Here is a 24997-nt window from a genome sequence, read left to right as displayed (position 1 = left end):
CCATGAATTTGCTAGAAGTGGATAACTTACGCGTAAACTTCCGCACTCCAGATGGCGTTGTTACTGCGGTAAATAATCTGAACTTTACTCTTGGGCAAGGGGAAACCTTAGGCATTGTGGGCGAGTCTGGTTCTGGTAAGAGCCAAACCGCGTTTGCTTTAATGGGACTGTTGGCCAAAAACGGCATGATCGAAGGACAAGCACGCTTTGAAGGACAAGATATTTTGAGCTTATCCGACAAACAGATGAACCGCATTCGTTCGAAAGAAATCGCCATGATTTTCCAAGATCCAATGACGTCGCTCAACCCTTACATGAAAGTAGGCAAGCAGCTAATTGAAGTCTTGATACTGCATAAAGGAATGAGCAAGGTAGAAGCATTTGAAGAAGCCGTTAAGATGCTCGATGCGGTTAAAATGCCGGAAGCAAGAAAACGTATGAATATGTACCCCCATGAGTTTTCAGGTGGTATGCGTCAACGCGTGATGATCGCCATGGCATTGCTTTGTCAGCCGAAATTATTGATTGCTGACGAGCCAACAACCGCACTGGATGTAACGGTACAAGCGCAGATCTTGACCTTGTTGAGTGAACTAAAGCAGGACTTCAATACCTCTATCATAATGATCACACACGATCTGGGCGTGGTGGCAGGCTTATGCGACAAAGTTTTAGTGATGTACGCAGGACAAACCATGGAATACGGCTCCACAGAAGATGTTTTCTATCAACCTACTCATCCTTATACCAAAGGACTATTAAAAGCCATTCCAAGATTGGACAGCGAGGACGAGGTACTTGCCACGATAGCAGGTAATCCACCAAATCTATTAAACCTACCAAGCGGCTGCCCTTTCCAAGCTCGCTGTGATTACGCAGAAGCTCGCTGCTCGCAGGAAGCCCCTGTATTGCAAGAATATCAAACGGGAAAATTACGTGCTTGTCACAAAGCCGTTGATTGGAACCTTGTATCATGAGTGTAGACACGATGATGAAACCTTTAATGCAAGTCACAGACTTAAAAGTCCATTTTAATATTAAAGCCGACAATGCTTGGCCCTGGACCAAGGCCAAAGCATTGAAAGCCGTGGATGGGGTAAACCTATCTATATACCCAGGGGAAACCTTAGGAGTGGTAGGAGAATCCGGCTGTGGTAAATCCACCTTAGCACGCGCTTTACTTCGTCTTGTGCCCATTACTCAAGGGGATGTGGTTTGGTTAGGTGAAAACTTGACCGAGCTAGACAAGAAGCAAATGCGAGCTAAGCGCCAAGAATTGCAGATGATCTTCCAAGATCCACTAGCCTCGCTCGATCCACGAATGACAGTCGGTGATATCATTGCCGAGCCCCTGCATACTTTCCAACCTATGCTGAGTAAGCAGCAAGTAAAGCAGCAGGTACGTGAGATGATGGCCAAAGTTGGTCTGTTGCCAAACGTCATCAACCGTTACCCACACGAGTTCTCAGGTGGTCAATGTCAGCGTATTGGTATCGCACGGGCTTTGATTCTCAAACCTAAGTTGGTTGTTTGTGATGAGCCTGTTTCAGCGCTAGACGTGTCGATTCAGGCTCAGGTCGTGAATCTATTAAAAGACTTGCAGAAAGAAATGGGCTTATCTCTGGTCTTTATCGCCCATGATTTAAGTGTGGTTAAACACATTTCGGATCGTGTGTTGGTCATGTATCTAGGCAATGCCGTTGAACTAGCCGATAAGCATGACTTGTATGATAACCCTAGGCACCCCTACACCAAGGCATTATTATCGGCGGTGCCTGTGCCTGATCCTAAAGTAGAACGCAGCAAAAGCATTCAGCTTTTGCCTGGAGATTTGCCTTCGCCGATCAACCCACCATCGGGCTGTGTATTTCGCACCCGTTGTCCAAGTGCAACGGAACAGTGCGCACAAAATAAACCACAACTTTTAAAAATCAATGATACATCCAACCATCAAGCGGCCTGCTCACGATTGACTGAGTTAGGTTAAAACAATCACCTATAACACTCCCAAGGAAGGGAGTGTTGGGTGAAAAATTCGGCTTAAACTGGTATTTCAACAGCATTCTTGATAATTTCAACAATGTGTAAGCAATAGTCAATTCTCTGCCCCAAGGATTTTTTATGAAGTCATGTATGAAATCAGCCTCTCGTTTGTTTATCGTTTTATTTGGCTGCCTTTCTTCATTCACTATGGCTCTCGACATGCCTACTCAACGCGTCATTCTGACCGTATCTGGGGATATGGACAATATGTTGCAAGATTCTCAAGTCAAATTTGATCTGCCCATGCTCGAAGCCTTACCTCAATATTCTGTCACTACAAACAACCCTTGGACCAAAGGCCTCCATACTTATCGAGGCTTCTCTGCGATCGATTTATTGGCCGCCCTTAATGCCAACGGTGACGTTTTGGAAGTTACCGCATTAAATAAATACATGACCAGAGTCCCTGTCAGTGATTTTGTCGAGCATGGTGCCATTTTCGCAACACACAGAGACGGCGTACCAATGAGTATTCGTAATCTAGGTCCTATTATGCTGATTTACCCCTTTGACCAAAATGAAAGTCTCAAATCGGAAATCTATTTTGGCCGCTCTATTTGGCAAATCAATCACATTAAGATAGTACCTAGTTCGGAGTAAGGCTGGTGCCTAAATCAAAAGGGTTAAATTGGCTTTCTCGGTTCAAACAATGGATGTTGTATAGTTTCATATTGCTCATCATCTTAATTACCATTGCTCTGTTCGGAATCATTACTTATACCAGTGACAGTGCTCGTGATAACAGTCGTCGAGTGTTTGAAAGCTCTTTGTGGAATGCTCTGCAATTACAGGTGCAAACCTATCGCTTCCTCAATTTTCTGATTAGCCTTGAAGCTAGACCAAGCCAATTTCGTGATTCTATTTTTGCGGAATACAGTCTGTTGATGAGTCGCATCGATCTTCTTCGTGATGGCGATGTCGGCAACTTGGTAAGAGAGTTTGAGGGAGGACGTACTACTCGCTTGCTGAACATCATTAATGGTGAATTAGAACTACTTAGTTTTCATGTTAGTAGAGTCGAAGAAGGTGATTTAAGCTATTTGCCCAATTTGATTTCACGTATTGAGAAACTGGATCCTCAATTAGGTGAGTTTGTCAGCTTAGTAAACACAGGCAGCAATAAATTCATTACCAGCCAACATAAAGCACTGCAAGACAAACTCTACTACATTCAATTCTTATCGGTGAGTCTACTTTTATGCTTACTGTGCCTGTGCTTTTTTATAGCAAAAAGCTTTTCACAATTACGTTTTGCCAACGGTCGAAATACACAACTAAAACTGGACATCCAAACCGCCCATGATGATAAAGCGAACATGTTGAGTTTTATCAGTCAAGAAGTTCGCCCGCCCATTAACACCATTTTAGGAACGGTCAAAACTTTACGACAATCAACAAATGAAGTATCGGAAGCGCTCACCAAACACATTGAAGAATCCAGTCACCAATTATTACACACCATTGAAATGCTAACCGATTTAACCTTAGTGGAAGCCAAAAAACTGCAACTTAACATCAGTGAAGGTTCATTGCGGCAGCATATGCGTTCTTGCCTCAGCCTGATTGAGACACAAATGGCACGTAAACAATTGGCCAGCATTCTTTATATTGATACCGCACTACCCGATAACATTCATTTGGACTTTGAGCGTTTTAAAGTGATTCTACTCGGCTTAATGCAAAACGCCATTGCCCACAGCCCATCTGGGAGCATCAGCATCCAATTACGTCCTTCGGCACTGGCTGCTCCTACTTTATTGCTACCCGACGGCACTCATGAAACTCAAGTAATGCAATTGGCCATTCGTGATACTGGAGTGGGTATGTCTCAAGCTTTACAACAGAACTTGAGACGCAATCCAAATTTACCTACGCCGCAAATGGCACCAGACGCGAACCAAGTAGGACTCAATTTAACCTTAAGTCACCAGCTTATTTATTTAATGAAGGGAGAAATGCATTTTTCCTGTGCCGAGAACCAAGGTTGTGAATTTTGGGTGGATTTGCCCTTCTATGTTTCCAGCAACCCTACTGAACAGATTAAAAACACTCGGCAGCAAGCTACTGGTAAGCGAGTGCTAATTCTAGAACAAGATAAAAATTTATCACGGGTGCTGGAACTTATGATGACCAGCCAAAATCTGTCCGTGCAACTGCATCAAGATGAAACCCCACTTCCGCAAGAGACATTTGATTTGATTATTTTGGGCAATGCCGCCGCCTTCACAGACGATCTTCTAAGTGCCCTAGAAGAATGGAAAAGAAATGGCGCTCAACTTTGTTGCTACTATACTCAAGTCATTAATTCATCGTCACTTGCTTATCTTCCACTGAGTTATCCTCTTACCCAAGAGCAGTTTGATCCAATTATTGATAACTTAGGAAGTGGTGAAGGCAATCAATAGGAAGACAATATGATAGATACAGCATATTTAGATTCTCTCACCCAGCTACTTGGAAAGAATACCGTCAATCAAATTCGACTAGAGTTTGTCAAAGACAGCTCACAGAAGTTGGAACTCCTGCTAACAGCTTGGCAAGAACAGGATTATCAGCAGCTCAAACAAGTCAGCCACTCCCTCAAGTCCGCTAGTTTAAACATGGCAGCCAATCAGCTGGCGGAGCAATGCGCTATCATAGAAGCGGCATCAGCCAATGAGCAAGCCTCTCCCATCGCCGCTGCAATTGAACTGCTGCCAACACTACACAAGGAAACATTGGCGGTCTTGTCAGATTATTTTTCTATGCTGAGTTGAATGAGCTAAAACTGCCATTGCCAATCACAAGACGATACAAAGGTATCCAACATGGCTTGAATCCCTGCCTGATCTTGTTCACTAAAACGCTTTTCAACTGGACTGTCGATATCAAACACCCCAACCAACTTGCCCTCGACGACCAGAGGAATAACCAACTCAGAAGCCGATTCCGCATCACAAGCAATATGGCCAGAAAAATCATGAACATTATCAATGCGCTGCACAACTAAGGTCTGAGCTGCCGTTCCACATACACCACGGCCAAAGGGAATTCGAGTACAAGCAACCTTTCCCACATACGGCCCCAAGACCAACTCATTGTCACGAGCAAAATAAAGCCCGGCCCAATTTAAGTCATCAATGGTTTGCATGATAAAAGCAGATAACTGAGCCGCATTACAAATAAGATCACGCTCGTCAGCGAACAAAGCATTAAGCTGTTCATTCAAGCTTTGATAATAGATTTCAGACGATTGAGAATAAGAGGAAGTGTCTGGAGTAAACATCAATATGCTGCCATGAATTAAAGAAAAATCCATGTTAGCAAAATCCGTCCTTTCGCCAACAGAGAAAAAACCTAATAAGCGAAAAAAAAGCTTCACAGTCAAGACTGTGAAGCTTTTTTAATAAAATGAATACCTTAGGCGTCTTTGACTTCACCCGCCAAATCATTGACGTGCACATGACGTACATCAACACCTTTAACCATATAGATCAGGTGCTGGCAAGTATGACGAGCATGATCACCAATACGCTCAAGAGAGCGTAATACCCAAATCACATTAATCACTCGCGAGATACTGCGAGGATCTTCCATCATATAAGTCACCAGTGAGCGCAGAGCAGTGTTGTATTCCTGGTCTACCGTTCTATCTTGTTTGGCCACCTTAATCGCTGTATCGATATCCAAACGAGCGTAGGCATCTAATGCATCGTGAATCATACGGGACACCATTTGGCCAATACGATTTATTTCCACATAGCCACGTGGCGCCTCACCTTCAGAAATTAAATTCATGGCCAAGTTAGCGATTTTTTTCGCCTCGTCGCCCATTCTTTCCAACTCGCTAACCGCTTTACTAATGGAAAGAATCATACGCAAATCCGACGCCGCAGGCTGTCGTTTTGCCAAGATACGCGTACATTCTTCGTCAATCAGACCATCCAACTGATTGACCGTAGCGTCTTTATCTTTAACGTCTTCCGCTAAAGAGCCGTTAGCATCCAATAGTGCTTGAACCGCATCTTGAACTTGCTTTTCTACCACGCCACCCATGGTTAAAAAGTGCTGACGAAGCTGTTCAAGCTCATTATTAAATTGCTGAGAAATATGATCTGTCGTTAATTCTTGCATAATAAATCCTCCGCCTAACCGTAGCGTCCAGTGATGTAGTCTTCCGTTTGTTGCTTACCAGGGTTAGTAAACAGGGTATTAGTGTCACCGAACTCGATCAAATCACCCAAGTACATAAAAGCGGTGTAATCCGATACACGCGCTGCTTGCTGCATATTGTGCGTTACGATGGCGATGGTGAAATCATTTTTTAATTCGTGAATCAATTCTTCAATTTTCAGTGTTGAAATCGGGTCCAACGCTGATGCTGGTTCATCCAACAATAACACTTCTGGTTTTACCGCCACGGTTCGCGCGATAACCAAACGTTGTTGTTGACCACCAGACATACCTAACGCACTTTCGTGCAGACGGTCTTTTACTTCATCCCACAAGGCCGCTGAACGTAATGCCCACTCTACTGTTTCATCTAAGACACGCTTTTTATTAATGCCTTGAATACGCAAGCCATAAGCTACGTTTTCATAGATGCTTTTAGGAAATGGATTCGGCTTTTGGAATACCATGCCCACACGGCGACGCAACTCCGCTACGTCAGTCCCTTTGGCATAGATGTTTTCGTCGTGTAGGTTGATTTGACCTGTTATGCGACAAGAGTCAACCAAGTCGTTCATACGGTTAAAACAACGCAAAAGTGTGGATTTACCACAACCAGAAGGTCCGATAAAGGCGGTAACCTTTTTTTCAGGTATCACCATATCGATACCTTTAAGCGCTTCTTTTTGACCATAAAACAGGTGCAAATCCTTCACTGAGAGGCAAACAGTCTCGTCTTCAATACGCAAAGCCTGTTGACTGCGCTGCATCGCTGAAATATCAATTGAATGTGTTTTTACGTCGCTCATAATAATCTCTTCTCCGCCGCTTACATTTCCAGCGATTTGTATTTTTCACGTAGGTGGTTTCGAATGGTCACTGCTGCTAAGTTCAGCAAAGCAATCACCACGACCAACAATAAAGCTGTTGCGTACACTAATGGACGTGCCGCTTCCACGTTTGGACTTTGGAAACCCACATCATAGATATGGAAACCTAGGTGCATAAATTTCTGATCCAAGTGAATGTATGGATAATTTCCATCCAGAGGTAAGGATGGCGCTAATTTCACCACACCCACCAGCATCAATGGCGCCACTTCGCCGGCGGCTCTGGCAACCGCCAGAATAACTCCCGTCATTATGGCTGGACTCGCCATTGGCAATATCACGCGCCACAAGGTTTCGGCTTTGGTTGCGCCTAATGCCAAACTACCTTCACGTACATTACGAGGAATACGTGACAAACCTTCTTCAGTCGCCACAATCACCACAGGTACGGTCAATAAGGCCAAAGTAATCGAAGCCCACATTAAACCACCAGTACCGAAGGTTGGAGCAGGTAAAGCTTCTGGGAAAAAGGCCTGATCAATACCTGACCCTAAAAAGTAAATAAAGAAACCTAAACCAAACACACCATAAACAATGGAAGGTACACCTGCTAAGTTATTGACTGCAATACGAATGGTACGTGTTAATACCCCTTGCTTGGCGTATTCACGTAGATAAACGGCCGCAACCACACCAAACGGCGTAACCAAGACAGTCATCAACAAAACCATCATTACGGTTCCGAAAATCGCAGGGAACACACCACCTTCAGTATTGGCTTCACGAGGCTCAGCAGAGAGAAATTCCCATAATTTTGCGAAGTAGAAAGCCACTTTTTGCCCAACATGCATAGCGTTAGCACGATAGGCACGCACAATCTTAGCAACAGGTAATTCATGCTCTGAACCATCCATCACTTGCACCACAAAAGTGTCACGATTGATTTTTGCGTACAGCTCTATCAAGTCTTGTTGCAATTGTTTGTATTCTTCATCGTACTGACTACGTTCAGCGGCAAAATCCGCGACGGCTTGTGGTGTCAACTTGCCTTCTAGTTCCAAACGACGTTGTTCAAGACGAATGCGCTCTAAGGCATAGTTGATTTTACCTATGTCAGTTTTCTCTATTTCATGAATGTCTTCATAAATAGCCGTAGCGCGCTCAATACTTTGCTCAAACGCATTCCAAGTAGCCAAAGAGGATTCTGTTGGCGTCAGATCAGAGGTTTCTGATACCACTTTGCCTTCTTGTTTCACGGCTTTTAAGAAACCATATAAGTTACCCCACTCGTGACGCTCCGCCGTAAATAACATCTCTGGGCGCTTCACGTCCGTTAAGTACTCATCAATCACCCAACGGAAATCCGAACCGTAAACATCACGGTTACCAGTTTTCATGAGAGTGCGTTCCATTAACTTATGATGGTCAGGAATATCAATACCAGCTTCACGTAACTGTGCGGCTGGTACTTCAACACTTTCCACCCGCTCGGCGACAATGTTATAACCCTGATGACCTGGCAACTCATAGTGAGCTTCTACGACATCCGCTGGCCAAAAATGCCCCAAACCACGCACAGCGATCAACAACAATAAGCCAATCACCATGATGACGGAAATTGCCACCGCACCGGCATTTAGCCATACCCAAGGATCACCAGATTTGACCCACTCAGATACGGACTTTTTCTTCATTTTCATATCAGTACTCATTATAGCGACCCGTATTTCTTACGTAGGTGCTGACGCACGGTTTCAGCGACTGTGTTTACCACAAAGGTAAAAATAAAGAGCACAAACGCCGCCAAGAAGAGGATACGATAGTGTGAACTGCCCACCTCTGATTCTGGTACTTCTACCGCCAGGTTGGCCGCCAAAGTACGCATGCCTTCAAAGATGTTCATGTCCATAATAGGCGTGTTACCTGTTGCCATTAACACAATCATGGTTTCACCCACAGCACGCCCCATGCCTATCATGACTGCCGAGAAAATACCTGGACTAGCAGTCGGTAACACCACACGAACCATAGTTTGCCAGTAAGTCGCACCCAAGGCTAAAGAGCCTTGTGTTAACGCTTTCGGCACACTAAAAATAGCGTCTTCCGTAATAGAGAAGATGGTCGGAATAACCGCAAAACCCATAGCAAAGCCGACCACCAAAGCATTACGTTGGTCAAAGGTGATGCCCAAATCATTAGTAATCCAGCCGCGGATATTGCCATCAAAGAAGTTCAACTCAATGGTTGGACTCAATGCCAAGCACAACCAAGCCAAAAACACGATGACAGGAATCAACAGTACTGGCTGCCATCCGTCAGGCACCAACCAACGAATATTTTGCGGCAAACGCGACCAAAGGTAGGCAAACAATAAAATACCAACGGGCAGTACCACCAAAACACTGAAGGTTGCCGCTAGGTTTTCTTCTAGGAAAGGAGCAAAGAACAAGCCAGCCAAGAAACCCAAAATAACCGTCGGTAAGGCTTCCATGAGCTCGATCACAGGTTTGACTTTACGACGCAAACCAGGTGCCATGAAGTAAGCCGTATAAATGGCGCCACAAATAGCCAACGGCACAGCCATTAACATAGCGTAGAAAGCTGCTTTAATGGTACCAAAGGCCAATGGCATTAAACTGTACTTAGGTTCAAAATCGTTATTGGCTGCGGAGGACTGCCAAGTGTAAGTCGGCTCTTGATAGCCTTCGTACCAAACTTTGCCCCAGATAGATGACCACGACACCTCTGGGTGCTCATTATCCACATGGAAAAAATGCAGACCTTCGCTGTCTTCCAGTAATAAACCATTCGCACGAGGAGCAAAGCTGATCATACGAGCAGTGTTGTCACTCAACTTCTCATCAATGACCTGACGCTCTGAAGTAGCGTTGTAAATAGCCACCATGCCACGATCATCTAAGGTCGCAAAACCTTTGCGACGATGCTCCATTGCCATGCCGACCAAACCGACAGGCTGTTTTACATCACGAATAAAGGTCAGTTTCTCTTCGTTGGTCGCATCATCACGTACATTAAACCATTGACTTACACGACCTGTGGAATCCGCCACCATTATGGACGACTGACCCAATAAATAACTCATGGACACCAATTTGGCATCGTCATTGAACAAAGAGATTTCGTCCTTCAAACGAATGTCGCTAAAATCACGTAAATCAAACTCGCTTAATTCACCAGAGTGCGTTGCTACATAGAGGTAGCGCTGATCACCACTGATCAATAAGCTGACAACATCCGCCACATATGGGAAACTTTGGCGCTCTTCACTTAACTCCACTTCTTCCGTTATGAAGTTGACTTCCTTAGTGACCTTAGTCACCGCAGTCTGTTGACCTCCCATCGCTGCCACTGTGAAGCCATCTTCACCGTCTCTAAATGACATCAACTCAATCGGAAAATCCGCCACCGCAATGGCTTCTTCACCGTAAGGGTATTCTACATCAGGAGTGATTTTACGTTTTCCATCAGGATAAGTAGTACGGTAAACATGCTTAGCGATAACAACTTTACCGTCTTCATATCCAAAGGCCACTAAATGACTGGTATCGGATTCCACCGCAAACGCTGTCACTTTTTCGGTACGCGTATTCTCCACCGTTTTAATAATGCTGCCGTCAGCTACAGAAAAGAAAATGATGTTACCGTTGCTGGCCACTCGCATGCCGACTTCGGCTTGCTCTTCGGTGGTTAAGTATAAGCTTTCGCCTTGATTCGCCGCTGGTAAACTGTAACTGGCTTGTGGCTCAATGCTGGCTCCAGAGAAAAGAGGAGCAACCTCATAAAGTAAATAAAAGCAGATCAGCAGTACAGCTAGGATAACGCTACTGCCTCCTACTGCGATGCCCATACCGGCAATACGGTCTTTTAGGGCGCGAATTTTACGATGACGCTTTAATGCTGGCGTATCGAAATCCAGCTCCGGCATCTGATGGTCAGTTGATTTAGTCATCCGCATTCATCTTTATTTGTGTGACGTTTTTGTGACAACCTATAAAACAGAGAAAAGTAGGAGAGCGTTTCTGCCCTCCTACTTTTAAAACCATTTTATAAGCTCGCTTTAGCGACTGCTTATTTAACACCTAGCGTTTTTAGGTACTTGTCAGCCACTTTTGCTGGTAGTGGAACATAGCCGTCTTTTACAACCACTTCTTGTCCCATCTTAGAAAGTACCATCTTAACGAACTCACGCTCTAGTGGAGCAAGTGGCTTGTTAGGTGCTTTGTTTACGTAAACGTATAGGAAGCGAGACAGTGGATATTTACCCGTTGCTGCGTTTCCTGGGGTAGCAGCAATGAAAGCATCGCCTTCTTTCTTCGCCAATGGTAACGCACGCACTGAAGAGGTTTTGTAACCAATACCTGAGTAACCGATACCATTAAGTGACGTTGAAACAGACTGTACAACAGAAGCAGAACCAGGTTGCTCGTTTACAGAGTTTTTGTAGTCACCTTTAAACAAAGCGTGTGATTTGAAGTAACCATAAGTACCTGATACTGAGTTACGTCCGAACAATTGAATATCACGATTCGCCCAAGCACCAGTTAAACCTGCTTTACCCCAAGTAGTGATGTCTTCTTTGTGACCACCTTTACGGGTAGAAGAGAAAATCGCATCAACTTGTGGAAGAGACAAACCTTTAATAGGGTTATCTTTGTGAACGAATACTGCTAGAGCATCAATTGCTACTGGAATTGCCGTTGGCTTGTAACCGTATTTTTTCTCAAAAGCTGCCACTTCTTTGTCTTTCATTTTACGAGACATAGGACCGAAGTTAGACGTACCTTCTGTCAAAGCTGGTGGCGCAGTAGAAGAACCAGCCGCTTGAATTTGGATGTTTACATTTGGATAAAGGCGCTTAAAGTCTTCTGCCCATAATGTCATCAAGTTCGCTAAAGTATCAGAACCAACACTAGAAATGTTGCCAGAAACGCCACTTGCTTTGCTGTATGACATCAAATTCGGATCAACATCTGCAACAGCGTTAGCTGAAATGCCTAATGCCGCTACTGTTACTGCTAGACCTGCAACTAGTTTTTTCATCACATAAACCTCAGTGGTTGTAATCAAATATTTATGGGCAAATGCCCATAGCTCTTTCGATGTTGTTCACTATAAAAGGCGAATATGACAAAAATGTTAAAGATTGAAATATTTCCGAAAAAATACCTTCCCACATCTTATTAGAAGGAATTGAGGGCTACAGAAAATGTCTTTAGCAACCGCGTCAGCAATCACGCCACACAAAAGTCGTCATAAAAATCATAGAAGAAAAAATGAAAAAACCACAAAAAACTTCCCCGTTTAACCGAAAATCCGATTTTTATTGAGAAATACTGGTTTTCCAATGGCTTATATTGGCCATTTAGTTTTCAAGCGAAACGTTATCCAATAGACTTACTGACGGATTTTTCTGTGGGGATAAATCCAACACAATAATGAATAAAAACTGTGGGTACTTTCATGTTTAACAAACTCATTTGTTTAGCTGAGGCGATTTCTGAATACACAGGGAAATGCGTTGCTTGGCTAACACTACTGATGATGCTCCTTACCTGCCTCATCGTATTATTACGCTATGGTTTTGGTATCGGCTCGATTGCTTTACAAGAATCCGTTCTGTATTTTCATGCCTTGGTCTTCATGCTGGGTGCAGCATACACATTCAAAGCCGACGAACACGTTCGCGTGGATGTCTTTTATCGTGATTTTAGTGCGACTAAAAAAGCCTGGGTGAATCTGATTGGCGGACTTTTCTTCCTACTCCCTTTTACCTTATATACAGGGTATCTAAGCTTAGAATACGTTGGAGCTTCTTGGCGCGTATTAGAAACATCACAAGAACCGGGTGGCTTGCCCTTCGTTTATCTGTTGAAAACCTTGATTCCAATTATGATGGTGACACTTATTATTCAAGGCCTCGCAGATATTCTTAAGAATCTAGGCGTAATCCGCGCCACAAAGGGAGCTTAACTCATGGTGGAATTTTTACCTTTATGGTTATTTGCAGGCGTGTGTATCTGCTTACTTTTTGGTTACCCGGTCGCCTTTTCTTTGGGTGGTACCGCGCTGATCTTTGCTGCTGTTGGTTCTCTATTCGGCACCTTTGACAGTGTCTTTCTAGAAGCCTTGCCCAATCGGTTATTTGGTATTGTTCGCAACGAAACTCTGATTGCCGTGCCCCTCTTCGTGCTCATGGGGGTGCTACTGGAAAAATCCAAATTAGCAGAGAAGCTATTGGAATCCATGGCCATGCTGTTTGGCACCCTGCGCGGTGGTTTGGGAATTTCCGTCATTCTAGTGGGCATGCTATTGGCCGCCAGTACCGGTATTGTCGGTGCCACTGTGGTTACCATGGGGATGATTTCATTGCCAACTATGCTACGTCGAGGTTATGACCCAGCCTTAGCAACTGGCACTATTTGTGCGACAGGTACATTAGGGCAAATCATTCCACCATCGATTGCACTGGTATTGCTTGGCGATGTCATGTCCAACGCCTTCCAAAAAGCACAATTACAAATGGGTATTTTCTCCCCTAAAACCATTTCGGTTGGGGATTTATTTGTCGGTGCCTTGATTCCAGGTTTGATTCTGGTGGTGTTTTACATATTGTATGTTGTAGTAGTTGCTTGGCTACAGCCTCATAAAGCCCCTGCGGTCCCCCGCGAAGAATTACGCGGCAGCTCGACCGAGCCATTGGCATTGCAATTATTCAAAGGTTTAATGCCACCGCTGATTCTGATCTTTGCTGTACTAGGATCCATCTTAACAGGTTTAGCAACACCAACTGAGGCCGCCGGAGTCGGTGCTTTAGGTGCAGCATTGTTGGCTTTGCTAAGCGGCAAACTGAATCTTGCAACATTAAAAGAGGCGGTTTACTCCACCACCAAAGTAACCTGTATGGTGTTCATGATCCTAATAGGTGCGTCATTATTTTCTTTGGTATTTCGTGGATTCGGTGGTGAGGAACTGATTGAAGACTTCTTCTCGCAACTTCCAGGCGGTGTGGTTGGTGCCATGATAGTGGTGATGTTACTGATGTTCTTCCTCGGTTTCATACTGGATTTCATTGAGATTACCTTTGTGGTGGTGCCAATTGTTGCCCCTGTGTTGTTGGCAATGGGTCTTGATCCTGTATGGTTGGGTATTATGATGGCCATCAACCTGCAAACCTCGTTCTTGACACCACCTTTTGGTTTTGCACTATTTTACTTACGCGGTGTTGCGCCACCAGAGGTCAAAACCCAATCCATTTATAAAGGGGTTTTTCCTTTTATCATCATCCAGCTGGTGGTCTTACTAATGCTGTCCATCTGGCCTGATCTGGCAACTTGGTTGCCTGAGCAAGTCTACGCAGACTGAGGATAATTATTATGAAAGCAATGCAAATCCAAGCTTATGGCCCAGCCAGTGCACTGGCTCTGGTTGACGCAGCTCAGCCAGAAATAAGCGAAGAGCAGATTTTAGTGAAAGTGGGTGCTGCTGGTGTGAACCCTGTGGACACCTACATTCGCTCAGGTACCAACAACTACACAGCCAACTTTCCACACACACCAGGTTCAGATGGTGCCGGCACGGTCGTCAAAGTCGGTAGTGCTGTAAGTGGTTTTAAAGTTGGTCAACGTGTTTATTTTAGCCGCAACTTAACGGGCTCATCTGCTGAATATTGTGTGTGTGCCACCACCCACACTTACCCATTAGCCGACGCGCTGAGTTTTGCTGAAGGCGCCTGTTTGGGCATCCCTTACACCACAGCACACCGTGCGCTGTTTGGTCGCGCTAATGCCCAAGCAGGCGATAAAGTACTGATTCATGGTGGTACAGGTGCCGTTGGCGTTGCCACCATTCAGCTGGCGCTGGCCTCTGGCATGGACGTTGTTGCCAGTGCAGGCAGTACCGAAGGTGCTCAGTTATTACGTGAACAAGGGGTTGAAACCGTTATCATGCACAATGAAGACGGCCATTTAGCGCCATTCCAATCTCTAGAAACAGGATTTGATGTCATTATTGAAATGCTAGCAAACCACAACCTAGATCAAGACTTAAAAGCCTTAGCATTTGGCGGTCGTGTTGCTGTTGTGGGTAACCGTGGCACAGTGGAAATTAACCCACGAGATTTAATGGCACGCGATGCCGCTGTTATGGGTGTGGCCCTAGCCAATGTCAAACCGGCTGAATTGGCCCTAATAGCGAAAGCCCTCAAGCCTTTGTTTGAAAAGGGAGTATTAAAACCCGTCATTCGTCAAAGCTACCCTTTAGAAGCCTTACCTCAAGCTCATGAAGCAGTTTTAAAGTCAGGCGCTTTAGGCAATTTGGTGATTCAAGTCGAGGCGTAACTTCCCTCTACAACTTATACAAAGGGCACTCAATATCAGGGTGCCCTTTTTAATTGAGAGCTTGCCCAACAAAAACCTACCACTATTAAAGCCTAACTAACAGGGCTATACTTTATTTTTACGTATAGCCCAATAGGTGAATTTTGACTTCGTCTGAATCCGATGTATTTAGTCTGCCCAACGAGGCAGATGCCCATGATCATGATTACCATCAGTTGGTCATTGTGCTGGATGGCAATACGGATTTTGATATTCAAGGCAAGGGAAAAGAACTGCACTCTGGTGAAGGTTGCATCTTACCTTCAGCAAATACTCACGCTTTTGCTGGTCTAGGTGAAAACCGTATTATGGTGGTCAATTTACCTGTGCCACCGCAAAAGAGCATCACGGATGAAGAATACGAAATTGTCTCGCGTATTTTCGATCAAGCCGCCTATTTCGAACTCAGTCCACGCTTGCAAATTTTAGCCTCAGCCTTATCTGGTGAGTTACAGCAGTATCCAAATGATGAAATATTAGCGCGTGCCTGCGGCAATACCTTATTGAGTGCCATTCGACATCAGGTCAACAGTAAGGATGTACGTACTCGTGGCAATCAACTGGACATAGATAAACTTGATCAATTCATCGAGCTGAACCTTTCGCGCAAAGTACATATAGATCAGTTGGCAAATTTCTGCTTTTTAAGTGTCAGTCAGTTCCATGAAAGATTTAAAGAACGTACCGGCATGACACCACATCAGTATCTCATGCGTAAACGTATTGAGCGCGCCCAAACCCTATTACGCGAAGGATTCCCCCCGATTCAAGTCGCAGAAATGTGCGGTTTTTCTAGCCAAAGTGCAATGACAAATGTGTTTTCACAAACCTTAGGCATTACGCCTTTGCGATACCAGAAGCAATTTGGCAATCTTAAATAGACAAATTCTCATCCTGAACTAATCTTAATAAGTGACAGGCAGGTTCCCTCAAAAATGTTGCAAAAAAATCCGCTTAAATCACCAAAATCCTCTACTTCCTAACTCGAGCCAGATTTTTTTATAAAAAAAAACGACTTTTTCGAAAGACAGTTTCCCCCTTCTGTCACTAAAGTGTGCCCATTATCCAGACATACGCTTGATGATTTTTACTAAATCTATTCATTCATCAAGTGCCATGTGCTCTATAACAATGTACAGCAGTCAAACACACTTTTGATCTTCGCTGTTCACGGGAGAAAACAGTCATGTTTAAAGCGATTGAGGTATTACAACCCAACTTCATCGAGCAACCATTAAACCAGTTATGGCAGCTCATTTCCCCTCTTTATAAAGCGGACGAAGAAAGCTGGTTGAAAGAGCTTTTGCCTTTAGCCAAACCAACGGAAGCTGAGTTGGCGATTCACACTCAAGCGGCCTCCGAGTTAATTGCTGAAGTACGTAAAGACGACGATAGCATGTCTATGATTGATGCCTTATTGCTAGAGTACAGCCTAGATACGAAAGAAGGCATCTTGTTAATGTGCCTAGCTGAAGCCCTAATGCGTGTGCCAGATAAAGAAACTGCGGACGCTTTTATCAAAGACAGACTCAGCGTGGCGGATTGGGCTTCTCATGCACAAAATTCAGACTCCTTCTTTGTGAATGCATCTACTTGGGGTTTATTGTTGACAGGCAAGATAGTCACCATGGACGAACGCCAAGATGGCACCCCAGCCAACTTAGTTAACCGTATGATAAACCGTGTTTCCGAACCCGTGATTCGTAAAGCCATGAATCAGGCAATGAAAATCATGGGACATCAGTTCGTTCTTGGCCGTAACATTAATGAAGCCTTATCACGTGGTAAAAGCTATCGTGACAAAGGTTACACCTACTCTTTCGACATGCTGGGCGAAGCCGCTCTGACAGCTGATGATGCCGCAAAATACCTAAAATCCTACGAACAAGCGATAGAGTCCGTTGGCAAAGATACCTATAACACGGGTCATCGACCGACTATTTCCATCAAATTGTCGGCATTACATCCACGTTATGAAGCGGGTAATAAAGAACGTGTTATGACCGAGCTTTTTGACAGCGTAAAAGGTTTGATTGAGAAAGCGCGCTCTCTAAAGGTTGGCATCACTATAGATGCCGAAGAAGCAGATCGTTTAGAGTTGTCCTTGCACCTGTTTGAAAAACTTTATCGTGATCAAGTGACTAAAGGCTGGGGCTTATTCGGTCTTGTGGTACAAGCTTATTCAAAACGCGCTTTACCTGTATTGACGTGGCTTGCTGCCCTTGCCAAAGAACAAGGAGATCGCATTCCGGTACGTCTAGTAAAAGGCGCGTATTGGGATTCTGAAATCAAATTGTGCCAACAAAAAGGTATAGATGGCTATCCCGTTTACACCCGTAAAGAAGCGACAGATGTGTCTTATTTAGCCTGTGCACACTTTTTATTGAGTCCACACACACGTGCACAAATCTTCCCACAGTTTGCCAGCCATAACGCACACACCATAGCGACCATCAGTTGCTTGGCAAAACAATTAGGCGCCACCAATAACGAGTTTGAATTCCAACGTCTACACGGTATGGGCGATGCTCTTTATAATCATTTGATCAAAGAAAATGACCTGTGCGTGCGTATTTACGCGCCTGTCGGTAGCCACAAAGACTTACTACCTTACTTGGTTCGCCGCCTGTTGGAAAATGGTGCCAACAGCTCTTTCGTGCACCGTTTAATCGATGCCAAATACCCAATTGAAGACCTAGTACACCATCCAGTAACCACGCTGGAAAGTCGTCAATCTTTGGCTAATCCGCACATCAATTTGCCAAGTAAATTGTTTACTGACCGAAAAAATTCTTTTGGCCCTAATATTGAAATCGAATCCGAATGGCAACCTTTCAAAGCCAAAATAGACGCTTTCATGGGACAAAATCAACAATGGCGTGCTTACCCCATCGTCGGCGGTGAAAAATTGTCTACGGGTTTAACCCATCAGATTAAGAGTCCATACGATCATTCTTTATCAGTGGGTGAAATCGATTGGGCTGACCAAGACAGCGTCACTAAAGCCATTGATCTTGCCCAAGCCGCTTTTCCTGAGTGGTCTGCACGTCCTGCCGGGGAACGTGCTGATTGCTTAGACAAAATGGCCGATCTGATGGAAACCCATTACGCTGAACTAATGGCTTTGTGTCACCGTGAAGCAGGTAAAACCATTCAAGACAGCATTGATGAAGTGCGTGAAGCCGTCGACTTCTGTCGTTACTACGCACAACAAGCTCGCAGTCACTTTGCTGAACCGCATAAATACACCGATTTTTTAGGTCAAGAAAAATTAGCACAGTTAAAAGGTCGTGGTGTCTTTACCTGTATCAGTCCGTGGAACTTCCCGTTGGCCATCTTCACCGGTCAAGTGGTTGCCGCTTTGGTGGTAGGCAATACCGTGGTTGCTAAACCGTCAGAACAAACCAGCCTGATCGCTGTGCGCGCAATCGAGTTACTACATGAAGCGGGTGTCCCAGGTGACGTATTACATTTGTTACCAGGCAAAGGGGCCAAATTGGGCGCTCCTTTGACCAGCGACCCTCGCATCGCTGGTTTGGCCTTTACTGGCTCGACAGGGACAGCGCAATTAATCAACCGCACTCTTGCAGCACGAAATGTTTCTCCTGTGCCAGTGATTGCAGAGACAGGCGGTCAAAATGCCATGATCATTGACTCCACTTCTTTACCTGAGCAAGTGGTGCGTGATGCCGTTCGCTCGGCTTTTGCTTCGGCAGGACAACGTTGTTCAGCATTGCGTGTCATGTTCGTACAAGAAGACATTGCTGATCGCGTTATTCCTATGATCAAAGGTGCCATGCAAGAGCAAACCGTCGGCTTACCTTATCTACACAGTACCGATGTGGGCCCAGTGATTGATCAGAAAGCTCAACAAATGCTGCTTGAGCACATCGAGCACATGAATAAGCTTGGTAAACTGATCGCACAATCAGAGCTGCCTGAATTCGCCGACCAAGGCACCTTTGTGGCCCCTACTGCATTCGAAATCGATAGTATTGATCAGTTAAGCGACGAAAAATTTGGGCCGATTTTGCACCTGGTTCGCTACAAAGCACGTGATCTAAATAAAATCATCGATACCATCAACCACTCTGGCTTTGGGCTGACTATGGGTGTACACAGTCGTAATGAAACCACTTGTGCTTGTATTGCTAACCGTGCTCGTGTCGGTAACCTTTATATCAATCGTGATCAAGTTGGGGCCGTCGTTGGCGTGCAACCTTTTGGTGGCCAAGGCTTATCCGGTACTGGACCTAAAGCAGGCGGACCTCACTACCTGCAACGTTTCGCGACAGAACAAGACCTATAAGGGAGGAAGAGAGACATGACAATCGTACAACCTATTCAAATTCAGGTCGCGCAAGCCGTGTTAGAAAAATGGGACATGCTTGGAGTACAAGGCCGTGCGGAAAAGCTGTTACAAAGCTTGTACGCCTTTTCAGCAGAACAAAAGCAAATGGCGTCGTGGCAAATTGACAATGCCTATAAAGAAATTGCAGAAAAACGTATTATGCCCGGCCCAACGGGTGAAAGTAATACCCTGTCAAACCAAGGGCGCGGTACTTTTTTATGCTATTCAAACATTACCTCAGACAAGGCCAAAGTAGGTTTAGTTGGTCAGATTTTCACTGCTCTTATCGCAGGTAATACGGTGATCACAGTCGGTCCAGAAGGTCAGCAAATCATGGACTTTATCATGCCTTTTGTCCCTGAAGGCGTCATTCAAAATGTGGCAGAATCTGCTAAAGACTCTCTTATTGAAGCAGAAGACCTTGCCGGCGTTGCAGTAATATGTGAGCCAAACCAAGCCATACAATTAAATCAAGCGCTCGCGGCAAAATCCGGTCTTATTTGTCAGTTAGTTGCTGAAACGGATAGCGAAACACTGTCAACCATAGCTAAACCACACTACATATTACGCTTTGTGACGGAACGAACTGTTTCCAACAACACTACTGCGATTGGTGGTAATGCCACCCTACTGGAATTGGGCAGCATGAGCGACTAAACGTCCGTTACTCTGCACCACAAAAAAACGCCTTTTGTCTGAGACAAAAGGCGTTTTTGTAAACTCGCTTTTATGACTTAATCAATTTCACGAGCATTAATGTAAGCACGCTCAGACACTTCGTGCCACGCTCTTACCTTGCCACCAAAATCTTTGAAAGCGTCATAGACTTTCTTGCTCATTGGATCCGAAGCCGCCACTTCTTCTAACGTCTCAGTTGAGGCTTTTTTCAAAGCAGACAGTACATCATCAGGGAAAGGCTTCAAAACGACATTATGCTCATTGATCAAGGTCTGCAAAGCTTCGTTGTTACGGGCCGTAAATTCATCCAACATTTCCGCATTGGCTTGACGAGTCGCCGCACGTACGATCAACTGTAGATCTTTTGGCAAAGCTTCAAACGCTTCTTTGTTGTAAATGGCTTCCATAGTAGAACCTGGCTCATGCCAGCCTGGGTAGTAATAGTACTTAGCGGCTTTGTACAGACCAAATGCCAAGTCATTGTATGGACCAACAAACTCAGTCGCATCAATCGCACCGGTTTGCAAGGAAGTGAAGATTTCACCACCAGGCAAGTTAACAGGAATACCGCCGACTTTCTTCAAGACTTCGCCACCCAAACCAGGGATACGCATTTTTAAGCCTTGGAAATCTTCTAGTGAATTGATTTCTTTATTGAACCAACCACCCATTTGTACACCAGTATTACCAGCGGCCATTGGGATCAGGTTAAAAGGCTCGTACACTTCTTCCCACAATTTCAAACCACCGCCTTGGTGAATCCAGGAGTTGATTTCTTGTGCTGTAAAACCAAAAGGAACTGCGGTAAAAAATTGCGCCGCAGGGGCTTTGCCTTTCCAGTAATACGCCGCACCATGACCCATTTGCGCCGTACCACGGGAAACCGCATCAAACACTTCGAGAGGCGGTACTAATTCACCCGCCGCGTATACTTTAATGTTAATGCGGCCGTTAGACATCTCGTTGATGTTTTTGGCCAAATTTTCCGCACCAGTACCTAAACCAGGGAAGTTTTTTGGCCAAGTGGTAACCATTTTCCAGTTAATCACTTCTGCTTTGGTTTCGGCTTGAGCTGTTTCTTCAGCTTTATCCGAGCCACCACAAGCCACTAAAGTTGCTGTTGTTAAGCCGAGCAATGTCAGCTTGCTCCAGTTTTTTATTATGCTCATTATTTTTCCCTCAAGAGGCTATTTTCACTTATTTTTATAAGACTTAGCTTTGAAAACATTCTATATGTGCAACCCTAATCACACCCTTAGGTCATTACATTCCCCCAAGAATAGACACATTTTTTGCACTAAGTGATTGAGATAGTATGAATTGCGACGCTCCTCCTCAAGGTTTTTTGTTATTTATTTACGATTTCTGCCACCATAAAACGAAAAAAGCGCTTTTATACTGATATAAAAGCGCTTTTCATCATTTATAAGACTTAAAAAAGTCTATTACTCAGCAGCACGGGCGTTAATAAAGGCACGTTCGGATACATCATGCCATTTACTAACCGAGTTTAAGAAGGTTTTAAATGACTGGTAAACTTTTTCACTCTGAGGATCATTTGCAGCCACTTCCTGCAAGGTTTCAAAAGAAGCCTGTTTCAAAGCCAATAGTAAATCGGATGGGAAAGCTTTCAATGCTACATTATGCTCTTCAAGCAAGGTTTGCAGAGCCGCATTATTACGCGCCGTAAATTCGCTTAGCATATCCAAATTAGCCTGCTTCACAGCAGCACGAACAATGGCTTGTAAATCATCAGGCAAGGCTTCAAAGGCATCTTTATTGAAAATGGCTTCCACTGCTGAACCCGGCTCATGCCAGCCCGGGTAATAGTAGTATTTCGCCGCTTTATACAAACCAAAGGCAAGATCATTATATGGACCAACCCATTCAGTTGCATCAATGGTACCGGTTTGCAACGCAGTAAAAAGTTCACTTCCGGGTAAATTAACTGGAGTAGCACCTACCTTTTTAAGTACTTCACCACCTAACCCCGGCATACGCATTTTTAGACCTTGAAAGTCTTCTAGAGAATTAATTTCTTTATTGAACCAGCCACCCATTTGTACCCCAGGGTTACCGGCAGGCATAGGAATCAAATTGAAAGGGGCATACACTTCTTCCCACAATGCTTGTCCACCACCAAAGGCAATCCAAGCATTAAACTCTTGTGCTGTCAGTCCAAATGGCACCGTCGTAAAGAACTGAGCGGCAGGTACTTTACCTTTCCAGTAATAAGAGGCAGCATGACCCATTTCAGCCGTACCACGAGACACAGCATCAAATACTTCCAATGCTGGTACCAGTTCACCTGCTGCATACACTTTAATGTCCAAACGACCGTTAGACATCTGTTTGATGTTTTTCGCCAGCGCTTCCGCACCCGTTCCTAGTCCAGGAAAGTTTTTTGGCCAAGTTGTGACCATTTTCCAGTGGATAGTTGCCATTTTTTGAGAGGCCTGTGCCGTTTCTTCCGTTTTATCAGAGCCGCCGCAAGCGACCAAAGACAAGGCAAATACACCGGCCAAAGCCAATTTGCCCAATTGCATTAGATTACGCATTTTATTATTTCCCTTAGGAAGCCAGTTACTTATTGAGAACTGTCTGGGATATGTGGGCACGATAAGCAATCATCATCGTCACACAATGAGGTGTGGCCAATAAACAGACTTTAACAGTTCTACTTACGGTCTTTTTTATTATGAGGTCAGACAGAAAAACACCCATTTGATACACAAAACATCAAATGGGCGATAGATAATAAGAATTGTCGGAAATAGGCTCAACCTTTTTTGAATGAAAAGTCAGTATTTCCAATAAAATCCTGCATTAAAGTTAACAATCAACAGTATAATGCCAAGAAACCCGCTGCCCCGTTTCGGCTGATTGCTCTGCCAAACACAGTAAATACACTAACTGACAAGCTTGTTCCATGGACACAGGAGGCAGTGCATTCCTCAAAATGGCTGCACTCAGCTGGACATAGAAATCCGCATATTGACCTTGTGTTGCGACCTCTTCAATTACCTCAATTTGATCTTGGGAATGAGCCACATAACGCGTAATTTGCTGTGCAGCGCCTTGTGATGGAAAGTCTTGCTGCCAAGGCATTTGTCCTGCACGTAAGGCTTCTTCTTGAGGATCAAGCCCAACACAGTGCCAACTGCCACCATCAAAACGGGCGTTAAAACGTCGCATGGCGCCAGCCTCAAAAGGCGTGGAAGCCAAGCGAATACGCTTGTCTTGATAGCCTAGTTCTACTTCAAACCAATCATGAGTCACACTTCCTTCACGCAATCTATCAATGCTGGCTTGCACCCAGACTGGTGGACCAAACAAAAACAACGCCTGATCCAATAAATGGGGACCTAGATCCCAAAAAATGCCTGTCCCCACTCCCGGCTGCTCACGCCAACGAGATTGTGGGAAAGGTCGAAAACGGTCAAAGCGTGAATCCAAATGTTTAAGAGTACCCAATTCACCGCTATCAATAAGGGCTTTTAAACGCAACAGATCGCCATCAAAACGACGATTTTGATAAACACAAAAAATACGCTCTTGTTGTTTCGCTAGGATACAAAGTGCTTCTACTTCTTGAATACTGGTTACAGATGGCTTCTCTAATAGCACATGTTTACCATTTTCTAAGGCCATTTTAGCTTGTGAAAAGTGCAACTGATTAGGCGTTGTGATGACCACCAAATCCACATCAGCTGACAAAAATATGGCTTCCGCTTGTGAGACCACTTTGACTTCAGGCCAAGTCGATTTAACCTCTTGCAGCTTAGAAGTGCATACATAAGCTAAGGTCATGTTGGGGTCATGGGCAATAAAAGGAGCGTGAAATACTTGTCCAGACAAGCCATAACCAACTAAACCGACTCTTATCATCACTTCTCTCCCTTATTTTTATCTTTGTTATGATAAGAGTAGTTTATAGAAATTATTAGAAATTTGCTGAGTTGAAAATAAAAGGTAAGAATGAATAAAGCTCATTCATTCTTACCTAAGGCGCTATAAAAAGTGAGTACTGCTAACTCACGATTATTTGTCTATCAATTGTTTATCTAGTTGTCGCTTTTCCCACTCGGGGCCGAACCAGTTCACGATACCAAATGCATCTAAGCCACGAATGGCAAGACTGATCCCTAAACCGAGCAGGGGCCAAACGGCCCAAATATAACCGGGATTGGTAAAAACATTGATAACAAACAACACACAAATAATGGCACCATATCGAATCGAGCGTTTGTAGAAATGGCTTATTTTATTCACCCTAATTTCAGCTATTTTTTCCGCCATATTGTCGGATTTTTCCGTCTGAACCGTCATCGTGTTTTCTCCTTGAAGATCATTAATGGACACACCAAAAACGGCAGCCAAGGATTTTAATGACTCTAGGCCAGGAGCGCTTCCCTTTTCAATTCTCTGAATAGTACGAACACTTAATCCAGATAGCTGTGAAAGTTGGTCCTGCGACCAACCTCTTTGTAACCTAAGTGTTTTCACCACCATGTTTAAATCCTGATTACCGTTTTTCATCAGACTAGCGA

Annotated in this window: 21 protein-coding genes; 11 read left to right on the top strand and 10 right to left on the bottom strand. The window is 44.4% G+C overall.

Annotated features, from left to right (window positions below; all coding sequences use genetic code 11):
• Nucleotides 1-2: 2 nt before the first annotated feature.
• From oppD to ABXS85_RS12005, 5 genes are all read left to right on the top strand, one after another.
• Nucleotides 3-977: an oligopeptide ABC transporter ATP-binding protein OppD gene (gene oppD, locus ABXS85_RS12025; RefSeq protein WP_353666776.1), complete on the top strand. Its 975-nt coding sequence runs from the start codon at nucleotides 3-5 to the stop codon at nucleotides 975-977.
• Entirely contained in the window at nucleotides 974-1987 is a 1014-nt protein-coding gene (gene oppF / locus ABXS85_RS12020; RefSeq protein WP_353666775.1) for a murein tripeptide/oligopeptide ABC transporter ATP binding protein OppF, read from the top strand. The genes oppD and oppF overlap by 4 nt, the downstream gene beginning before the upstream one ends.
• A gap of 146 nt (nucleotides 1988-2133) precedes the next feature.
• Nucleotides 2134-2643 carry a hypothetical protein gene (locus ABXS85_RS12015; RefSeq protein ID WP_353666774.1) on the top strand — a complete coding sequence of 170 codons (510 nt, stop codon included), beginning with the start codon at nucleotides 2134-2136 and terminating at the stop codon, nucleotides 2641-2643.
• Nucleotides 2644-2648: 5 nt separating this feature from the next.
• Nucleotides 2649-4448 carry a HAMP domain-containing sensor histidine kinase gene (locus ABXS85_RS12010; protein ID WP_353666773.1) on the top strand — a complete coding sequence of 600 codons (1800 nt, stop codon included), beginning with the start codon at nucleotides 2649-2651 and terminating at the stop codon, nucleotides 4446-4448.
• A 9-nt stretch (nucleotides 4449-4457) separates the two neighbouring features.
• Complete coding sequence (locus tag ABXS85_RS12005) at nucleotides 4458-4799, top strand: Hpt domain-containing protein (RefSeq protein WP_353666772.1); 342 nt, start codon at nucleotides 4458-4460, stop codon at nucleotides 4797-4799.
• Nucleotides 4800-4804: 5 nt separating this feature from the next.
• Here ABXS85_RS12005 and ABXS85_RS12000 read toward each other — a convergent pair whose 3' ends face one another.
• From ABXS85_RS12000 to ABXS85_RS11975, 6 genes are all read right to left on the bottom strand, one after another.
• Nucleotides 4805-5308 (bottom strand): GAF domain-containing protein, encoded by a 504-nt coding sequence (locus ABXS85_RS12000; RefSeq protein ID WP_353669775.1) that lies wholly within the window; start codon nucleotides 5306-5308, stop codon nucleotides 4805-4807.
• 134 nt (nucleotides 5309-5442) lie between these two features.
• Nucleotides 5443-6156 (bottom strand): phosphate signaling complex protein PhoU, encoded by a 714-nt coding sequence (gene phoU, locus ABXS85_RS11995; RefSeq protein WP_353666771.1) that lies wholly within the window; start codon nucleotides 6154-6156, stop codon nucleotides 5443-5445.
• A 14-nt stretch (nucleotides 6157-6170) separates the two neighbouring features.
• Nucleotides 6171-7001: a phosphate ABC transporter ATP-binding protein PstB gene (gene pstB, locus ABXS85_RS11990; protein ID WP_353666770.1), complete on the bottom strand. Its 831-nt coding sequence runs from the start codon at nucleotides 6999-7001 to the stop codon at nucleotides 6171-6173.
• Between the two features lie 20 nt (nucleotides 7002-7021).
• Nucleotides 7022-8722, bottom strand: a complete 1701-nt coding sequence (pstA, locus tag ABXS85_RS11985) for a phosphate ABC transporter permease PstA (protein ID WP_353666769.1) — start codon at nucleotides 8720-8722, stop codon at nucleotides 7022-7024.
• A gap of 11 nt (nucleotides 8723-8733) precedes the next feature.
• Nucleotides 8734-10992, bottom strand: coding sequence for an ABC transporter permease subunit (locus ABXS85_RS11980; protein WP_353666768.1), 2259 nt, complete (start codon nucleotides 10990-10992; stop codon nucleotides 8734-8736).
• 119 nt (nucleotides 10993-11111) lie between these two features.
• On the bottom strand, nucleotides 11112-12083 hold the full coding sequence (locus tag ABXS85_RS11975; RefSeq protein WP_353666767.1) for a phosphate ABC transporter substrate-binding protein PstS family protein: 972 nt from the start codon (nucleotides 12081-12083) through the stop codon (nucleotides 11112-11114).
• Between the two features lie 420 nt (nucleotides 12084-12503).
• Here ABXS85_RS11975 and ABXS85_RS11970 point away from each other — a divergent pair, with 420 nt between their 5' ends.
• From ABXS85_RS11970 to ABXS85_RS11945, 6 genes are all read left to right on the top strand, one after another.
• Nucleotides 12504-13013 carry a TRAP transporter small permease subunit gene (locus ABXS85_RS11970; RefSeq protein WP_353666766.1) on the top strand — a complete coding sequence of 170 codons (510 nt, stop codon included), beginning with the start codon at nucleotides 12504-12506 and terminating at the stop codon, nucleotides 13011-13013.
• A gap of 3 nt (nucleotides 13014-13016) precedes the next feature.
• Complete coding sequence (locus ABXS85_RS11965; protein WP_353666765.1) at nucleotides 13017-14405, top strand: TRAP transporter large permease subunit; 1389 nt, start codon at nucleotides 13017-13019, stop codon at nucleotides 14403-14405.
• Nucleotides 14406-14416: 11 nt separating this feature from the next.
• Complete coding sequence (locus tag ABXS85_RS11960) at nucleotides 14417-15379, top strand: NADPH:quinone reductase (protein ID WP_353666764.1); 963 nt, start codon at nucleotides 14417-14419, stop codon at nucleotides 15377-15379.
• Between the two features lie 143 nt (nucleotides 15380-15522).
• The gene (locus tag ABXS85_RS11955) at nucleotides 15523-16299 is read left to right on the top strand and encodes an AraC family transcriptional regulator (RefSeq protein ID WP_353666763.1); all 777 of its coding nucleotides are present in this window, start codon (nucleotides 15523-15525) and stop codon (nucleotides 16297-16299) included.
• A gap of 305 nt (nucleotides 16300-16604) precedes the next feature.
• Complete coding sequence (gene putA, locus ABXS85_RS11950) at nucleotides 16605-19727, top strand: bifunctional proline dehydrogenase/L-glutamate gamma-semialdehyde dehydrogenase PutA (RefSeq protein ID WP_353666762.1); 3123 nt, start codon at nucleotides 16605-16607, stop codon at nucleotides 19725-19727.
• A 15-nt stretch (nucleotides 19728-19742) separates the two neighbouring features.
• The gene (locus tag ABXS85_RS11945; protein ID WP_353666761.1) at nucleotides 19743-20426 is read left to right on the top strand and encodes a 1-pyrroline-5-carboxylate dehydrogenase; all 684 of its coding nucleotides are present in this window, start codon (nucleotides 19743-19745) and stop codon (nucleotides 20424-20426) included.
• Between the two features lie 77 nt (nucleotides 20427-20503).
• Here ABXS85_RS11945 and dctP read toward each other — a convergent pair whose 3' ends face one another.
• The 4 genes from dctP to ABXS85_RS11925 form a co-directional block, all read right to left on the bottom strand.
• Complete coding sequence (dctP, locus tag ABXS85_RS11940) at nucleotides 20504-21616, bottom strand: TRAP transporter substrate-binding protein DctP (protein WP_353666760.1); 1113 nt, start codon at nucleotides 21614-21616, stop codon at nucleotides 20504-20506.
• A 276-nt stretch (nucleotides 21617-21892) separates the two neighbouring features.
• The gene (locus ABXS85_RS11935) at nucleotides 21893-23005 is read right to left on the bottom strand and encodes a TRAP transporter substrate-binding protein (RefSeq protein ID WP_353666759.1); all 1113 of its coding nucleotides are present in this window, start codon (nucleotides 23003-23005) and stop codon (nucleotides 21893-21895) included.
• Between the two features lie 274 nt (nucleotides 23006-23279).
• Nucleotides 23280-24335: a Gfo/Idh/MocA family oxidoreductase gene (locus tag ABXS85_RS11930; protein WP_353666758.1), complete on the bottom strand. Its 1056-nt coding sequence runs from the start codon at nucleotides 24333-24335 to the stop codon at nucleotides 23280-23282.
• Between the two features lie 153 nt (nucleotides 24336-24488).
• Nucleotides 24489-24986, bottom strand: a complete 498-nt coding sequence (locus ABXS85_RS11925; protein WP_353666757.1) for a helix-turn-helix domain-containing protein — start codon at nucleotides 24984-24986, stop codon at nucleotides 24489-24491.
• Nucleotides 24987-24997: the final 11 nt, after the last annotated feature.

It is taken from the genome of Marinomonas sp. THO17 (genome assembly GCF_040436405.1).
In the GTDB taxonomy this organism is placed as follows: Bacteria; Pseudomonadota; Gammaproteobacteria; order Pseudomonadales; family Marinomonadaceae; genus Marinomonas.
The sequence above is the reverse complement of the archived record's forward strand: the minus strand, read 5'-3'. Positions and strand labels throughout refer to the sequence as shown.

Bases quoted from the DNA above. Each gene is read 5' to 3' on its own strand.
- oppD (WP_353666776.1), top strand. From the start codon at position 3: ATGAATTTGCTAGAAGTGGATAACTTACGCGTAAACTTCCGCACTCCA.
- oppF (WP_353666775.1), top strand. From the start codon at position 974: ATGAGTGTAGACACGATGATGAAACCTTTAATGCAAGTCACAGACTTA.
- ABXS85_RS12015 (WP_353666774.1), top strand. From the start codon at position 2,134: ATGAAATCAGCCTCTCGTTTGTTTATCGTTTTATTTGGCTGCCTTTCT.
- ABXS85_RS12005 (WP_353666772.1), top strand. From the start codon at position 4,458: ATGATAGATACAGCATATTTAGATTCTCTCACCCAGCTACTTGGAAAG.
- ABXS85_RS12000 (WP_353669775.1), bottom strand. From the start codon at position 5,308: ATGTTTACTCCAGACACTTCCTCTTATTCTCAATCGTCTGAAATCTAT.
- phoU (WP_353666771.1), bottom strand. From the start codon at position 6,156: ATGCAAGAATTAACGACAGATCATATTTCTCAGCAATTTAATAATGAG.
- pstB (WP_353666770.1), bottom strand. From the start codon at position 7,001: ATGAGCGACGTAAAAACACATTCAATTGATATTTCAGCGATGCAGCGC.
- pstA (WP_353666769.1), bottom strand. From the start codon at position 8,722: ATGAAAATGAAGAAAAAGTCCGTATCTGAGTGGGTCAAATCTGGTGAT.
- ABXS85_RS11980 (WP_353666768.1), bottom strand. From the start codon at position 10,992: ATGACTAAATCAACTGACCATCAGATGCCGGAGCTGGATTTCGATACG.
- ABXS85_RS11975 (WP_353666767.1), bottom strand. From the start codon at position 12,083: ATGAAAAAACTAGTTGCAGGTCTAGCAGTAACAGTAGCGGCATTAGGC.
- ABXS85_RS11970 (WP_353666766.1), top strand. From the start codon at position 12,504: ATGTTTAACAAACTCATTTGTTTAGCTGAGGCGATTTCTGAATACACA.
- ABXS85_RS11965 (WP_353666765.1), top strand. From the start codon at position 13,017: ATGGTGGAATTTTTACCTTTATGGTTATTTGCAGGCGTGTGTATCTGC.
- ABXS85_RS11960 (WP_353666764.1), top strand. From the start codon at position 14,417: ATGAAAGCAATGCAAATCCAAGCTTATGGCCCAGCCAGTGCACTGGCT.
- putA (WP_353666762.1), top strand. From the start codon at position 16,605: ATGTTTAAAGCGATTGAGGTATTACAACCCAACTTCATCGAGCAACCA.
- ABXS85_RS11945 (WP_353666761.1), top strand. From the start codon at position 19,743: ATGACAATCGTACAACCTATTCAAATTCAGGTCGCGCAAGCCGTGTTA.
- dctP (WP_353666760.1), bottom strand. From the start codon at position 21,616: ATGAGCATAATAAAAAACTGGAGCAAGCTGACATTGCTCGGCTTAACA.
- ABXS85_RS11935 (WP_353666759.1), bottom strand. From the start codon at position 23,005: ATGCGTAATCTAATGCAATTGGGCAAATTGGCTTTGGCCGGTGTATTT.
- ABXS85_RS11930 (WP_353666758.1), bottom strand. From the start codon at position 24,335: ATGATAAGAGTCGGTTTAGTTGGTTATGGCTTGTCTGGACAAGTATTT.
- ABXS85_RS11925 (WP_353666757.1), bottom strand. From the start codon at position 24,986: ATGAAAAACGGTAATCAGGATTTAAACATGGTGGTGAAAACACTTAGG.